The sequence below is a fragment of the Priestia sp. USM5 genome, assembly GCF_058323215.1.
On record NZ_JBSGKN010000001.1, the window covers coordinates 2,534,177 to 2,548,604 of the forward strand.

At 39.9% G+C, this 14,428-nt stretch carries 15 protein-coding genes and 1 other RNA gene; 5 read left to right on the top strand and 11 right to left on the bottom strand.

Translation table 11 applies throughout. The features are described 5' to 3' along the window. The first annotated feature begins 38 nt into the window (after positions 1–38). Positions 39–216: non-coding RNA, 6S RNA (gene ssrS, locus ACWATA_RS13705), on the top strand. A 147-nt stretch (positions 217–363) separates the two neighbouring features. After that, the gene (locus ACWATA_RS13710; RefSeq protein WP_013082985.1) at positions 364–792 is read left to right on the top strand and encodes a pyridoxamine 5'-phosphate oxidase family protein; all 429 of its coding nucleotides are present in this window, start codon (positions 364–366) and stop codon (positions 790–792) included. A gap of 27 nt (positions 793–819) precedes the next feature. Here ACWATA_RS13710 and thiE read toward each other — a convergent pair whose 3' ends face one another. The 5 genes from thiE to ACWATA_RS13735 all read right to left on the bottom strand — a co-directional run bounded on the left by thiE (position 820) and on the right by ACWATA_RS13735 (position 5,280). Then, on the bottom strand, positions 820–1,464 hold the full coding sequence (gene thiE / locus ACWATA_RS13715; protein ID WP_108674649.1) for a thiamine phosphate synthase: 645 nt from the start codon (positions 1,462–1,464) through the stop codon (positions 820–822). A gap of 13 nt (positions 1,465–1,477) precedes the next feature. Next, positions 1,478–2,284 carry a hydroxyethylthiazole kinase gene (thiM, locus tag ACWATA_RS13720; protein ID WP_028413508.1) on the bottom strand — a complete coding sequence of 269 codons (807 nt, stop codon included), beginning with the start codon at positions 2,282–2,284 and terminating at the stop codon, positions 1,478–1,480. 359 nt (positions 2,285–2,643) lie between these two features. Beyond that, positions 2,644–3,861 carry an MFS transporter gene (locus tag ACWATA_RS13725; protein ID WP_099330895.1) on the bottom strand — a complete coding sequence of 406 codons (1,218 nt, stop codon included), beginning with the start codon at positions 3,859–3,861 and terminating at the stop codon, positions 2,644–2,646. A 96-nt stretch (positions 3,862–3,957) separates the two neighbouring features. Beyond that, on the bottom strand, positions 3,958–4,557 hold the full coding sequence (locus tag ACWATA_RS13730) for a TetR/AcrR family transcriptional regulator (protein WP_028413510.1): 600 nt from the start codon (positions 4,555–4,557) through the stop codon (positions 3,958–3,960). 261 nt (positions 4,558–4,818) lie between these two features. Then, positions 4,819–5,280 (bottom strand): GNAT family N-acetyltransferase, encoded by a 462-nt coding sequence (locus ACWATA_RS13735; protein WP_261763994.1) that lies wholly within the window; start codon positions 5,278–5,280, stop codon positions 4,819–4,821. Between the two features lie 173 nt (positions 5,281–5,453). Between ACWATA_RS13735 and ACWATA_RS13740 the strand changes: the two genes are divergently transcribed. After that, positions 5,454–5,960, top strand: a complete 507-nt coding sequence (locus ACWATA_RS13740; RefSeq protein WP_154991396.1) for a hypothetical protein — start codon at positions 5,454–5,456, stop codon at positions 5,958–5,960. Between the two features lie 97 nt (positions 5,961–6,057). On the opposite strand, the gene ACWATA_RS13745 is transcribed toward ACWATA_RS13740, so the two are convergent. Next, complete coding sequence (locus ACWATA_RS13745; RefSeq protein ID WP_154991397.1) at positions 6,058–7,557, bottom strand: UDP-N-acetylmuramoyl-L-alanyl-D-glutamate--2,6-diaminopimelate ligase; 1,500 nt, start codon at positions 7,555–7,557, stop codon at positions 6,058–6,060. A gap of 457 nt (positions 7,558–8,014) precedes the next feature. Here ACWATA_RS13745 and ACWATA_RS13750 point away from each other — a divergent pair, with 457 nt between their 5' ends. Beyond that, complete coding sequence (locus ACWATA_RS13750; RefSeq protein ID WP_154991398.1) at positions 8,015–8,623, top strand: DNA-3-methyladenine glycosylase; 609 nt, start codon at positions 8,015–8,017, stop codon at positions 8,621–8,623. A 68-nt stretch (positions 8,624–8,691) separates the two neighbouring features. On the opposite strand, the gene ACWATA_RS13755 is transcribed toward ACWATA_RS13750, so the two are convergent. The 5 genes from ACWATA_RS13755 to ACWATA_RS13775 form a co-directional block, all read right to left on the bottom strand. Then, positions 8,692–9,660: a sugar phosphate isomerase/epimerase family protein gene (locus ACWATA_RS13755; protein ID WP_028413514.1), complete on the bottom strand. Its 969-nt coding sequence runs from the start codon at positions 9,658–9,660 to the stop codon at positions 8,692–8,694. 1 nt (position 9,661) lies between these two features. Continuing rightward, on the bottom strand, positions 9,662–10,666 hold the full coding sequence (locus tag ACWATA_RS13760; RefSeq protein WP_033578852.1) for a Gfo/Idh/MocA family protein: 1,005 nt from the start codon (positions 10,664–10,666) through the stop codon (positions 9,662–9,664). 12 nt (positions 10,667–10,678) lie between these two features. Further along, on the bottom strand, positions 10,679–11,704 hold the full coding sequence (locus ACWATA_RS13765) for a Gfo/Idh/MocA family protein (RefSeq protein ID WP_028413516.1): 1,026 nt from the start codon (positions 11,702–11,704) through the stop codon (positions 10,679–10,681). 32 nt (positions 11,705–11,736) lie between these two features. Beyond that, the gene (locus ACWATA_RS13770; protein ID WP_028413517.1) at positions 11,737–12,462 is read right to left on the bottom strand and encodes a ThuA domain-containing protein; all 726 of its coding nucleotides are present in this window, start codon (positions 12,460–12,462) and stop codon (positions 11,737–11,739) included. Between the two features lie 89 nt (positions 12,463–12,551). Beyond that, complete coding sequence (locus ACWATA_RS13775; protein ID WP_028413518.1) at positions 12,552–13,583, bottom strand: LacI family DNA-binding transcriptional regulator; 1,032 nt, start codon at positions 13,581–13,583, stop codon at positions 12,552–12,554. A gap of 250 nt (positions 13,584–13,833) precedes the next feature. Between ACWATA_RS13775 and ACWATA_RS13780 the strand changes: the two genes are divergently transcribed. After that, on the top strand, positions 13,834–14,409 hold the full coding sequence (locus tag ACWATA_RS13780; protein WP_028408694.1) for a cell wall hydrolase: 576 nt from the start codon (positions 13,834–13,836) through the stop codon (positions 14,407–14,409). The last annotated feature ends 19 nt before the right edge of the window (positions 14,410–14,428 follow it).

Sequence of the window (14,428 nt, forward strand, 5' to 3'; positions counted from 1 at the left end):
AAACATTTATATATCGGCATTTTATTTACATTTGTTATACATACCTGCGCTGTGCGTATACTCATGTTGTCTTAAACCTTTGAGTGTTAAAAGGGAGCTCAAAATTTAGCTGCAGATAGCACGCCCTTCTTGGGACGCTAAACCCGGCTATGAGGGCACCCACCTAGTAGATCTGGGTATTTAAGACACTTAGGGTTACGGCAGTGCGGGCTTATTTTTTAGTTAGCTGTAGCTAGCTTTTTTTATTTTTTTATTTATTAGTTTACATAATTATTTTATTGTTAACTTATATTTTTTTTAGACATGTATGTTTTATTTATCTTCGATTGAGGAACATAAAAAGTAATAAAGGAGATGGATAAAATGAATGAACAAAAAATTGCTAAAAAAGTAAATGAAGTATTAGAAGGAAATCGTGTAGGAACATTAGCCACAGTTGTAAACAACAAACCCCACTCTCGCTATATGACATTTTTCAGCGATGAAGATGGTATCGCTCTTTACACACCAACAAATATCAATACACATAAGGCAGAAGAAATCGAAGCCAATCCGAACGTGCACGTACTATTGGGCTACAGCGGCGAAGGATATGGCGATCAATACTTAGAATTATCCGGGACAGCTGTTCTTCGTACCGGTGATCAATTAAAAGGACGTATATGGAACGATCACATGAAAGAATGGTTTGACGGTCCAAATGACCCTGAGTATGTTGTTCTGGAAATTACACCAAACGAAATTCGCTTTATGAATGAAGGCGAAGAAACTCCTCAAACCGTTCAGCTATAATAAAAAAGCGCACACTGTGCGCTTTTTTTATTTTCCTACCGCTTCTTTCAATTGAGCTGCTTTTTCTTTTGGAGACGCTGCTAAGCTAATCGCGGTAATAATAGAAACACCATCTGCACCTGCTTCTACTACTTGTTTGGCATTTTCAGGCGTGATGCCACCGATTCCTACAATTGGAAAGTCAATATTCTGGTTTCGCACTTCTTCAATTAATTTTGTACCTTGCACTGCTTTTGCGTCTTTTTTTGTAGAAGTAGGAAAAACAGGTCCCATTCCTACATAATCCGCCCCGTCTTTTATGGCTTGCTGCAGCTCTTGTACATTATGAACAGAGACGCCCACAATTCCTTTTCCTATTTTTTCTCGAACAATATGAGCTTTTTCATCTTCTTGTCCAATATGAACGCCATCTGCTTGTAAACGGATCGCTAAGTCAAGATCATCATTCACAACAAAAGGAACGCTGTGCTGCTGACAAATTTGCTGAAGTTCTTTCGCCAGCTGATATTTCGCTTCTCCTTTTAGTGCACCTTCGCCTTTTTCACGAAATTGAAACACGGTAACGCCGCCTTCAATTGCTTCTTTTAATACTTCTTTCGGATTTTTTGTACAGTTATTGCTGCCCATTATAAAATAAACTTTCAGCAGCTTTTTAATTTCTTCGTTTGTCATTTTCCCGCTCCTTTTAACGTTGATGTACTCTTGCATATGATTCAATATCCTGTCCAGATAAAAGATGAAGCTGATTTAACAGCTCAATTTGAAAGCTCCCCGGCCCTTCTTCACCTTTTTTCGCTGCGGCGATTTCACCTGCCACTCCGTAAAAACTTAAAGCAGCAACGCTTGCCTCGACATATTCTTTTTCTACAGCCGCGAAAGCTCCTATAATTGATGTCAGCAGACATCCAGTACCCGTCACCTTCGTAAATAACGGGTGACCGTTGTCTACTGTATACGTTGTGTTTCCATCGGTGATCACATCTTGTTTCCCCGTAATAACAATCACTGTATCTAATTTGTTCGCTGCTTTCTCAGCAAGTTCAATGACGTCTCCTTGCCCTTCTAATGAATCAACGCCTTTAATGAGCCATGACTCGCCTACTACATTCGCAACTTCAGCAGCGTTACCGCGAATAACGGCAATATTTAATTCTTCTACAAGCTGACATGCCACTTCTGTACGAAACGGTGTTGCTCCGGCTCCTACAGGATCGAAAATAACCGGCACGCCGTTTTCATTTGCTGATTTTCCTGCTATTCTCATCGCTTCTACTTCTTGAGCCGTCAGTGTACCCATATTTAAGACAAGCGCTCCGGCGATTCGAGCCATATCAGCCACTTCTTCCTTCGCATAAGCCATAACAGGTGACGCTCCTAGGGCAAGCAGTCCATTTGCTGTAAAATTGGTTACCACAACATTCGTAATATTATGAACAAGCGGACTTGTATCTCTTACTTTTTCTAATTGAGCTGAAATTTTACTAATATCCATGTTCTCTCACTCTTTTCATTTAGTTTTAACACTGCAAAAAAAAGACAAAAAAGCACCTTGCATGCGCAAAGTGCTTTGGTATGTACTCACATTTCCTGCGCTGGCATTATCCAACAGGTTCAAATGGTCAACAGGCGCCCCTGTACTCTCAGCCTGCCCCGCGCAAGCTCCCATACTATTCTTGTTACGTTTAAAGTTTACTATTAACCTTTTTTATTTGCAACCATTTCACTGTTTTGCCCATAAAATAAAGCTTCGCTATAGGCTGAGTGGTGTTGTAAATCTTACAGCTTTACTAAAAGCATCATTAAAAGACCTCCAGTAAACTACTGGAGGTCTTCTATCCCCTAAAAATTCTATCATTTCTCTTGAATCGCTTGATTTCTCACAGCTGTTTTTCGCTCCTTTCCTGCTCTTAAAGATAAAAGAAAACAAAGCAGCAGTACAAGTGCAGCTGATACGTACGGGTAATTAATGTTTATATCAAAAAGAAAGCCTGCTACAACGGGTCCAATAATATTCCCAAGACTTGTATAAGCAGAATTTAGTCCGGCTACATACCCTTGGTCGTCTTGTGCCATCATCGACATTTGCGTGCTGATTGCCGGACGTAAAATATCTGTTGCTAAAAAGACGATAAATGTTACAACAATAATAAGCCAGTACGTGTGCACAAATAGCGTAAGTAAAATAAAAAGTCCCGTCATCATCAAGCAAAACGAAATCACTCTTTTTTCACCGAATTTATTTAAAATCCAGCCAAAAATCGTAACCTGCACAACAGCCCCTGCAATAGAGCCAAACGTAATAACAAACGCAATATCTTTTGGCGTAAAGCTAAATTTATGATCAACAAATAGTGAAAAGATCGTTTCATAATTGGATAATCCAAACGATGTCACAAAAACGATAATTAAACTTAAAAAATAAGGTTCTTTGTAGGAATTCATAAGCTGCAGTAGCAGCCGATCTTCTTTTGGATTCTCATTGTTTGAAACAGCATGACCTTGTACAGGACGAGACTCCGGCAAAACAAAAAGCGTAATCACTGCAGCCAAGCCTCCTGCTACTGCGGCCATGTAAAATGGCACGCGCATGCCGTATTCAGCTAAAAAGCCTCCAATACCGGGCCCGATAATAAATCCTGTTGTAATCGCTGCCGTCACATAGCCCATTCCTTTAGCGCGTTCTTTAGCAGACGTCACGTCCGCTGTATAGGCCATAACAGCAGGCATAATAAGCGCGGCTCCGACCCCACCTAGCATTCTGGATACAAATAATAAAAGAGGTGTACTCACTGAACCAAAGAACCATTCAGACAGGGCAAAAACAATCATTCCCGCTACAATAATTTTCTTTCTCCCTAACGAATCGGATAATCGCCCCGCTAAAGGCGAAAACAGAAATTGAGTTAGTGAAAACACCGCTACTAAAAGCCCCATCACGCTGCCGTTGATATGAAGCTCCGTCATATAGGTTGGCATAATTGGAATAACGAGACCGATTCCCGTAAAGATAATAAAAATATTTAGCATGAGCAGCAAAATCGCCGCCCGATTTCTTAACAATAATGACATATAAACCTCCTGATTACAAAAATACTGAACGTTCGGTCTATAAAAATACAAAATAATGAGGGATTACTCATTGCCGCAATAAGCATCCCCGCTTATTTAAGAAGACCTTGCTATAATTCCGTTTAAAAATACATCGATTGCTGAATGGTAAAGCTGCAGGGCATTTTCCGTACTCGTTTTTCGAGACATGCGGCTCATTCCAACAAACAACCCTTCTAAAATTACTGCAAGTTGCTCTGCATTTTTATGAGAAAACTCGCCTTCATCGATGCCCTGTTGCAAAAGTTCCCGGTTAAACTCCACGTGTCGTTTCACCATCTCATCAATTCGCTCTTCGATGTCGCTGCCCTTCTCCTCGTTGTTAAAAAACTCATCCGCAGCTTTCGTAAGAGGATGATTCAAATCATCTAAAATGATTTGCTCCGCTATTCCAAAAAGCTTATCTCTTGTTGTTTTGTAAAGAGACTCTCTTTCTTTCCAGTTTCGTTCCCACTCAAGATCCCATTCGTCTATTAAATAAAGAAAAAGCCCTTCTTTACTTTTAAAGTGATAATAAATATTCCCTTTACTGCTTCCCGTAGCTTCTACAATTTCCTCAATAGATGTAGCTTTATAGCCTTTTTGAGAAAACAATGCTTTAGCGGCATCTGCCACTTTTCTTTTGGTTTGTTCACTTTGAAGCTTTTTTTTATTCAAGCTATTTCCACCGCCCCGTACATTTATTATTTATACTGAACATTCGTTTTGTATTATCTGACACCTATACTACATAGGAAAAACCTTTTTGTCTAGTGAGAAAACCTAGTTTATACCTTTTTATATGAATCATGACCAAAACAAAGCCTCCTAAAAAGGCTTTGCCTAAAAAGCTTACTTGCTAACAGGATAAATGACAGCTGCTTGCCCGCACAGTTTGCATACAAATAAACAAATCATCTGCGCCTTCTTTCCTGTCTTTTACTCATTCAATTTCTTTGTCATAAACACACTGTATGGATCTTCTTTGTAGGTAGAAAACGGTTCGCACTCGTAAAATCCAAAACTGGCGTATAGCTTTCTAGCCTGTTCAAAAGCAGGTGCGGATCCTGTTTCTAAGCTTAAGCGTCGGTACCCTCGTTTTTGCGCTTCATTTATTATGTACTGCAGCAGCTCTCTAGCAATTCCTTTCCGCAAATGAGCGGTAGCTGTTCGCATCGATTTAATTTCTCCGTGGTGCTCATCTAACTCTTTTACAGCTCCGCACCCTGCTAGCTGACTTCCTTCCCACACGCTCCAAAACGTAATATGACGTTGTTTTAAACTTTCAATATCTAGAGCATGAATACTTTCAGGGGGGGAATGTAAGTTCATTCCTTGAAGGTGAGAACTTACTAGCTCAATAACTTCATTGTTCGTTAAGTGGTCTCTTTTTATTTTAATCATCTTCTCTTCCTTCCTGCTACTAAAGGGTGGTCAACTACAAACCAACTTATGAATACATTCACTGTCGACCTTTAAAAATCCTTTTATACACTCCCTTCTTTTTCTCCAGTTATTAAAACAGACTTTGCCAAGCAGATGTTTCATACATTGTTAAACGGAGGTGAAATTCGTTGAAGAAAGTTTTATTTTGTCTTGTCCCTCTTTTGTTTTTATTATCCGCCTGCTTTAGTGATCCTGTTCAAGATGATTTAATCGATTATAACAATCAAGATTTAAAGAAAGCCGCTCAGCTTGAAAAAGAGGCGATTGACGCATACGATTCCGTTACAGGCGCTAACTACACAAGTGACGCTGTTATGTACGATACGATGACGAGTGAAGTCATTCCTACCTATCGTAAATTTGTTGACGAACTGGAAAACATCGATGTAGAAACCGACGATCTTCGAAAGGTTCATGAAGGCTATATAAAGGCTGCCAATACCCAGTATAATGCTTTTATTAAAATTGTCAGTGCTTTGGAAAAGCAGGACCGCAACCTTATTGCTGAGGCAAACGCTATGCTTGATGAAGCACGAAAAGGTATACGCGATTACAATGCAGCTATTAAAAGGCTGGCTAAAGAACATGATGTAAAAATTGAAGAACCAAAAACACAGCGCGAAAACAGCCTATAGTTTTGATGCAAAAAGAAGGTCTCTAAAAACAGTAAGAGACCTTCTTTCGTATGATGTTTCAATTTCTCCACGTTCGTTCAATAAATGAAGAAGAATATCAGGAAATATTGCTTAACGATGCATAATAAGAGGCAATAATTTCTTCATCTGAATGCGGAATTTCGTTTCCTTTTACAAGCTGAGCGCCGTTAATACAGCCGCTTGTAAGTAAAATAATATCATTCGGCTTTCCTAAAGAAAGCGACTTTAATACTCCTTCTGTTCGAGTAGGGGCGCGGTGAATATTGCTTGCGCTCGGATTCGAAAAACCTGTCATCACTTGATCTACAATTACGTTAGGATCATGATAACCTGGGTGATCAACCGTTACGATAATTTCATCAGCTTTTCCTTCAATGGCACGCGCCATTTTAGGCATTTTATTAAAATCTCGAATGCCGATCCCTGCAATCATGACAATCAGCTGGTTATACTCCATCTTTTTTACTTCTTCTACTAAACGCGTAAGGGCAACAGGCGTATGGGCATAGTCTAAAATCACTTTTTGGTTATTAGGACCTTCTATCACCTGAAATCGCCCTTCTGGACTTTCCAATTGAGGAAGCACGCTAATAATATCTTCAATGTGGTATTCAAAGTGAAGAGCTGTACCAATGGCCGCTAGCACGTTAGCAATGTTGTAATCACCATATACAGGCACTGCTACTTTGTATGACTGTCCTTTATAAAGTAAATCAAAGAAAGAGCCTCCTTCTTTGACGGTGATGTTTGTTGCTTGCAGAGTTGCCTCTTTGTTATTTAATAAACTATACGTGACTTTAGGTCCTTCAAATACCCTGCTTAAGTCTTTGCCCATGTCCTGATCATCTATATTAATAACGGCATGTTTGGCCTGTTGAAATAATTTCATCTTGCATTTTTTATAGTGCTCAAACGTTTTATGATACTCTAAATGTTCTTCCGATAAGTTTGTATGAATGGCTACATCAAAATAAATATTTTCTACTCGTTGCTGATCAATCGCAATCGAAGATACTTCCATCACTGCCGCTTCATCACCTCTTGTATACAAATCATAAAAAATTTTATGCAAGTCTACCGACTCAGGTGTTGTAGGCGTACTTTTTTTATAAACTAACTTCTGCTTTGATGACCAAATGCCGGTCGTTCCAATCGATCCTGTTGGCAATTTTAAAAGAGTTAAAAGCGACCTTACGTAAGCTGCTACGGTTGTTTTGCCATTTGTACCTGTAACGCCAATTGTCTCAATTTTTTCATCCGTATAATCAAAATACATTTTAGAAAAAGACGCCATTACTTTGCGAACGTCGTCAACAGCTAAAAACGTACAGTGAGAATACTGAGTGCTCAAAAGACGAAGCTCCTCGATGCTTGTCCCAAAGACTGCTACGGCTCCTCTAGCTATAGCTTCTTTAATATATTGATGTCCATCTTCATTTTCACCTTTTATACTAAAAAATACGGATCCGTCGTGAACTTGTTTTGAATGATATGTGAGATGGGTGATTGTTTGAGATGCAGGCCCAAAAATATGTTTAATTGATAAATTCGTTAATGTATCAAAGTGGATGTTCATAGCTATTCCTCACAGTGTATAAATTTTATTTTTAATATGTTCTAAAATCCCTTAAATAATCTTTGAAGGATATTTTTTCTTTATTTCCATTTATAAAGAACTTTCTACAATTCAATCTTTTTATTTTGCTTTCATGTGTAGAACGAAAATAAAGAAAAGACGGATCACTATTTTTTAAAACTAAAAGCATGTAAAATATGGATGAACTGTGTATATCATACCAGCAGCAAAAGCGAAGTATTGTAGTAAAATATTCCCCCTACACGTGCAAAACGAAACCCTTCTTTAAAATAATTTCATAGAGTAAGTTGAATCATGATAAATACTTGAACGTGGGTAAGAAAGATTACTGTATGAATCAATCCCTCCCTTTGCAAAATAACAAAGAAAACATCATAATAAAAGATGCGCAATAACAGCGTGAATGACTTTGCTTTGAAAGGATGGACTACAGCAAATGACGCGTTCTCTTTTAGCGATTGAACCACTTCCTCTTTCGTTTTATCAACAGCCTACGCTTGAACTAGCTCAGTCGCTGTTAGGATGTCTTCTTGTTCACGAAACGGCAGAAGAAGCTGCATCTGGTTTTATTGTGGAAACAGAGGCTTATAAAGGGCCTTTCGACCGAGCAGCTCATAGCTTTAATAACCGGCGCACAAAAAGAACAGAGGTAATGTTCGGTCCTCCTGGTCATGCCTATACGCATACAATGCATACACATTGTTTACTCAATGTTGTAAGCAGCGACATCGATTGTCCAGAAGGCGTCCTCATTCGAGCTATTGAGCCATTTAGCGGAAAAGATTTGATGAAAACTAGACGTCGAGGTATGGAAAATGAAATAAATTGGACAAACGGTCCTGGGAAACTAACAAAAGCACTAGGGGTTTCAATGGATTTGTACGGTCATGATTTAACCACCCCTCCTCTTTATATTGCTCGTGGCTTCACTCCTTCAGCGATTTCCGCCGGACCTCGCGTTGGCATTGATAATTCTGGTGAAGCGAAGGATTACCCTTGGCGCTTTTGGGTTACCAATCACCCGTTTGTATCGAAATTCAGGTGAACAAAAGGCAAATAATTTATCAACGAAAATAAAAGAAGCACCTCTTTTTAAGAGATGCTTCTTTTTGCTTACGCCCACCACATTTGTGACGGAGTTTCTTCAATTAATACACTTTGTAAGTTTGTAACCGCGCGTTTAAATCCTTCTTCAATCGACATGATTGGATCTTCATGCTCAATGCTGACTACATAATCGTATCCGTATGTGCGAAGGGCACTCATCATATCAGACCACTCTTTTACATCATGTCCGCATCCTACGGATCTAAACGTCCATGCACGCGTTTGGACTTCTCCGTATGGCTGCATATCCGTCAGTCCATACATGTTAATATTATCCTGGTCCAAGTACGTATCCTTTGCATGGAAATGATGAATCGCATTTTCTTTTGCTAAAATTTTAATAGCTCCTACCGGATCAATTCCTTGCCACCATAAATGACTTGGATCAAGGTTAGCGCCAATCGCTGGACTTGTTTTTTCGCGAAGCTTTAGGAGCGTATACGGAGTATGAACTAAAAATCCACCGTGAAGTTCTAAACCAATTTTTACGTTATGCTCCTCCGCTAGTTCTCCAATTTCTTTCCAATAAGGAACAAGCTTATTTTCCCACTGCCAATTCAATACGTCTCCATACTCGTTAGGCCAAGGAGTAACAGGCCAGTTTGGGTACTTCGCTTCTTCGTGATCTCCTGCTGTTCCAGAAAAGCAGTTAACCACTGGAACATCTACTAATGATGCTAGTTGGATGGTCTTGCGAAGCGTTTCGTCAGATTCTTTTGCAAAACTTGCCTCAGGTGAAATAGGATTGCCGTGGCAGCTAAATGCGCTGATTGTAAGTCCGCGGTCTTTTATCTGCTTCATATATGCTTCTCTTTTTCCCTCATCTTCAAGCAGCTCATCTAGCGGACAATGGCTGTTTCCCGGATAGCCTCCCGTTCCGATTTCAACAGCATGAAGACCTGCTGATTTTACTTTATCTAACATCTCTTCAAAAGAAAGATCCGCAAATAAGACCGTGAATACTCCAAGTTTCATTTTAATTTCCCCCTGTGCGATATATTTCATCAATAATAGCTGAGACTTGAAGCGCTTCTTGTGGCTTTACTACTAATTCAGCATTTCCTTTACACGCTTCAACGAAATTTTTAGCCTGACTTAAGCTGTAATCATCTTCTCCATCTATCCAAGGTGACGTACTGTTCATGAGCATACCGTTTTTGGACGTGTATAGTTCAAACGGAAACACGCTTAAACCGCCCTCTACCCCTGATATGCTTACGTGCTCTTCATCATCTTCGATATTAGCAGCCCAAGAAGTTTCTAAAAGAAGCGACGCTCCATTTTCAAATTTAATATAGGCCGTTACATGATCATCCACACCGAATGTTTCATGATCAAATGCTCCCCATTGATTTAATTGGTTAGGCGTTTTACTCAGGTCATTATATGTACTTCCCAGTACTTCAGTATGCTTTGGGTTTCCCATTAGCCAAAGCGTTAAATCAAGCAAATGGCAACCGTAATCAATTAAGCTGCCTCCTCCTTGAAGATCTTTGTTCGTAAATACGCCCCAACCGGGAACCTTACGGCGACGCATTGCTCTGACACGTGCAACTAATGGACGCCCTACCTCTGTCATCATTTTTTTCGCAGCCTGCGCTTCTTTCATGAATCGGTAGTGATACGCAATCGCTAACTGCTTACCTGATTCTCTAGCAGCAGCAAGCATTTCTTCACCTTGCTCTTTAGACATCGCCATCGGCTTTTCACATAGAACGTGAACGCCTGCTTTTAGCGCTTCTACTGCAAACTCGGCGTGAAATTTATTAGGTGTACAAATACATACAGCATCCACTTCTTTAAACATATCTTTGTAATCAACAAATACGTGAGGGATATTATGTTCATTGGCTACCTCTGTGGCTCTTTCACTATTAATATCGCTAAGCCCCCAAATCACACATTCATCACCCAGTTGTTTGAATGCCGGGATATGCCTGCTTACAGCAATCCCTCCTGCTCCGATTATGCCAATTCTCACGTTTTTCACCTCTTACACGCGCGTAATTTGTTTCGTTTGACTTGATTTTAAAGCTGCTAAAATAACAGCAAGTGATTTTAATCCTTCTTCACCAGGAACCGGAGATTCTTTATCTTCTGCAACTGCATCTACAAATTGTTCAATGACGTGAGAATTACTTTGTCCGCCTTCATCGTTCGACTGGATTTTTCCTAATTCATAGTTCACCACTTCACCCGTTGCATATTGTGCAACTAATGAATACGTCGGATCGTCCTCTAAACGAAGAATCCCTTTCTCGCCGTAAACAATCGTGGAGTTATCTTCTTTTCCATTGTAAGCCCAGCTTGCCGCAAGCGTCCCGATAATCCCGCTTTCCGTTTTTAATACGCACACAGCATTGTCGTCTACATTTGCAAAGTCTTTTGCATTGCTTTCAACGAATGCACCGACTTCTACAATTTCTTCATTTAATATGTAGCGGAGCATATCGGTTTTATGAACGCCTAAATCCCCCATAGCACCAATAAACGCTTCGTCTTTTTTGAAGAACCAGCTTTCTTTTCCGTCCACGCTCCAGCCTTCAGGACCACCGTGGCCAAAAGCCGTACGGAAACTATAAATTTTACCGATTTCCCCTTTTTCAATAAGTTCACGAGCTTTTTGATGAGAAGCTACAAAGCGCTGATTATGTCCGATCATTAGTTTTTTACCGTTTGTTTTTGCTGCTTCAATCATCGCTTTTGCTTCTTCTTCTGATGTTGCCATCGGCTTTTCACACAGAACATGAACTCCGCTGTTTAACGCTGCAACCGAAATAGGCGCATGAAGATAATTGGGCGTACATACGCTCACTGCTTCCACTGTACCGCTTGCTAAAAGTTCTTCATAGTTTGCGTACGCTTTTACACCGTACTGCTGTGCTACGCTGTTTGCACGTTCTGTGTTTATATCGCAAACGGCTACTAATTCTACTTGTTCATTCATCTTATATTCTGGTAAGTGACGGTGTTGCGCAATGCTTCCGCACCCAATAACGCCAATTTTTACTTTTGCCATCTTTCCTATCCCCTTTGCTTAAGCATTATTCATTAGTTTTTAACTGCGATTGATTCAAGCGGTTGCGCATTGCCGTAAACAGGACGTTTTCTCTCTGCCGGTTTCGCCCATTTAATAGCATTCATAATGACACGCTGAATGTCTTTGTTATGGTATGTTGGATATGTTTCATGTCCAGGTCTGAAATAAAATACTTTTCCGTTTCCGCGTTTGTACGTGCAGCCGCTTCTGAAAATTTCTCCGCCTTCAAACCAGCTCGTGAAAATCAGTTCATCAGGTGCTGGAATATCAAAGTGCTCTCCGTACATTTCTTCACGCTCAAGCTCGATAAATTCACCAATACCTTCCACAATCGGATGGCTCGGTTCTACTACCCACAAGCGCTCTTTTTCATCTGCTTCACGCCATTTTAAGTCGCAGCTTGTGCCCATTAACGTTTTAAAGATCTTGGAAAAGTGACCTGAGTGTAAGACAATAAGCCCCATACCGTCTAGCACGCGCTGCTTTACTTTCTCAACGATGTCATCTTTTACTTCGTCATGCGCTAAGTGACCCCACCATACTAAAACATCCGTTTGATTTAATACTTCTTCAGTCAACCCGTGTTCTACTTCGTCTAATGTTGCTGTGTGCGTACGAAATCCTCCTTCTTCTAAGAAAGAAGCGATGGCACCGTGAATGCCTTCAGAGTAAATTTCTCTTACAACCGGATTTTTCTGTTCATGACGATTTTCGTTCCATACTGTAACATTAATCATTTTCATATCCCCTTTTTTTGTGAATGCTAACTTATATCCCCTTTTTTTATCAATGCTAAACTTTGGTTAACCGGTTAACTTACTGTGGTTCACTCGCGCTTAGCAGTCGAATCTCGAATAACAAGTTCAACCGATAATTTTACATGCTGCAGCGTGCTGAAACGGTGTTCGATTGCTTGAATAACAGACGTCGCGGCGACGACTCCTTTGTTAAATACATCTTGACGAATGGTTGTTAGACTTGGAGATGCATAGCTGCTAAACGTGATGTCGTCAAACCCTACGATTGAATAGTCCTGCGGAATTCTTTTCCCCTTTTCTTGCAGTGCTTTCATAATTCCAAGCGCCAGCGTATCAGAGGATGCAAAAACCGCCCGAATATCCTTATGATCTTGCAGCAGCTTGTTTCCTAAATTGTAACCGTTATCAAATGAGCTTTCGTTCACTTCAAAAACAAACGTCTTTGATGGTGTAATGCCCGCTTCTTTTAATGCTTTCTCGTAGCCTATATACCTCTTTTTATCCACTGGACTATTGACGAGGTGATGAGCAACAAAGGCAATTTCTTTATGCCCCAAACTCACTAAATGTGTTGTAGCGAGATATCCTCCATACTCATCGTCTACCGAAATATGATGATAATCACGTTCGCACTTTTCATATGTATCTACTAACACAATCGGATTCGATAACGCTTTCATTTTTTCATATAATCGATGCGGGAAGGCTCCTAAAAACAGAAGACCATCAATATTTCTCGTTCGAATCCATTTTAAGCAATCAGCTGGGCTACTCACTCCAGATATGACTAGATCGTAACCATGCTTACGGATTACATATTCAATTCCACTAATCATTTCACTGTAATAATGGTTATCTTTAAATATAGTAGAAAGTGAATCATCTGTAAGCGGGAACATCACGCCAATCATATTTGACTTTTGTTTCGAAAGACTAACGGCGGTTAAATTTGGTTCGTAGTTTAATTCTTTTACCGCTGTTAAAATTCGCTCTTTTGTTTCATCGGATACTTTGTTAATTCCGTTTAAGACGTAAGATACTGAAGCTGCAGACACCCCTGCATGCTTTGCTACATCACGAATCGTTATCTTTTCTCCCATAAAATCTCTCCAGTTAAACGGTTAACTATTTACTCGTTCATTATAATTCACTCCTTTATTATCAGTCAACGTATTTTTCAAATTATCTGTTAACTATTATAATATCTTCCTAGATTGGTATGTTTTAAGCAGTGACAAGATGTATTGACACCTGTTAATCTTTGAAACGTACATATAAAGTTCGGTGCACAGCACGCACCGATCCGTGATAAAAGGGGCGTTCAAAAGGATTTCAGGAGGTACTTACTTTATGTTTAAGAAACTAGCAATTATTGGAGCACTAGCCGTTCCTATGTTCGGCATGAGTCACGGGGCAAATGCCGCTGAAACAACCCATCGCGTAAAAGCCGGAGAGACTCTTTACAAGATTGGCGCTGAATACGGCGTTACGGTTAAACAGTTAAAAGAAGCGAATCACAAATCTACCGACTCTATTAATGCAAATGAAACATTAACAATCCCTAACTCTATTAGCGAAAGCGATAAAGAATTGTTAGCTCGCCTTGTACAAGCTGAAGCAAAAGGTGAACCTTACGCTGGCAAAGTGGCTGTAGCAACAGTCGTTTTAAACCGCGTGGATAGCGATTCTTTCCCAAACTCTATTCATGATGTCATTTATCAAGGTACACAGTTTACACCTGTACAAAACGGTGAAATTAATAAAGCAGCGGATGCTGAAGCAAAAAAAGCTGTAAATGAAGCACTAGCGTTTAGAGGTCAAGGAAAAGGCTCGTTATTCTTCTTTAACCCAGATAAAACAAGCGATCAATGGCTTCGTCAAAAACAGGTTACGATTACAATCGGAAATCACGTTTTTGCAAAATAAACAAAAAAAAGCACTCAGA

What these genes read in the sequence shown, in the direction of transcription:
- thiE (WP_108674649.1), bottom strand. Translation starts at nt 1,464, where the DNA reads ATGACAAACGAAGAAATTAAAAAGCTGCTGAAAGTTTATTTTATAATG.
- ACWATA_RS13775 (WP_028413518.1), bottom strand. Translation starts at nt 13,583, where the DNA reads ATGGGAGAAAAGATAACGATTCGTGATGTAGCAAAGCATGCAGGGGTG.
- ACWATA_RS13750 (WP_154991398.1), top strand. Translation starts at nt 8,015, where the DNA reads ATGACGCGTTCTCTTTTAGCGATTGAACCACTTCCTCTTTCGTTTTAT.
- ACWATA_RS13710 (WP_013082985.1), top strand. Translation starts at nt 364, where the DNA reads ATGAATGAACAAAAAATTGCTAAAAAAGTAAATGAAGTATTAGAAGGA.
- ACWATA_RS13725 (WP_099330895.1), bottom strand. Translation starts at nt 3,861, where the DNA reads ATGTCATTATTGTTAAGAAATCGGGCGGCGATTTTGCTGCTCATGCTA.
- ACWATA_RS13755 (WP_028413514.1), bottom strand. Translation starts at nt 9,660, where the DNA reads ATGAAACTTGGAGTATTCACGGTCTTATTTGCGGATCTTTCTTTTGAA.
- ACWATA_RS13745 (WP_154991397.1), bottom strand. Translation starts at nt 7,557, where the DNA reads ATGAACATCCACTTTGATACATTAACGAATTTATCAATTAAACATATT.
- ACWATA_RS13780 (WP_028408694.1), top strand. Translation starts at nt 13,834, where the DNA reads ATGTTTAAGAAACTAGCAATTATTGGAGCACTAGCCGTTCCTATGTTC.
- thiM (WP_028413508.1), bottom strand. Translation starts at nt 2,284, where the DNA reads ATGGATATTAGTAAAATTTCAGCTCAATTAGAAAAAGTAAGAGATACA.
- ACWATA_RS13770 (WP_028413517.1), bottom strand. Translation starts at nt 12,462, where the DNA reads ATGATTAATGTTACAGTATGGAACGAAAATCGTCATGAACAGAAAAAT.
- ACWATA_RS13765 (WP_028413516.1), bottom strand. Translation starts at nt 11,704, where the DNA reads ATGGCAAAAGTAAAAATTGGCGTTATTGGGTGCGGAAGCATTGCGCAA.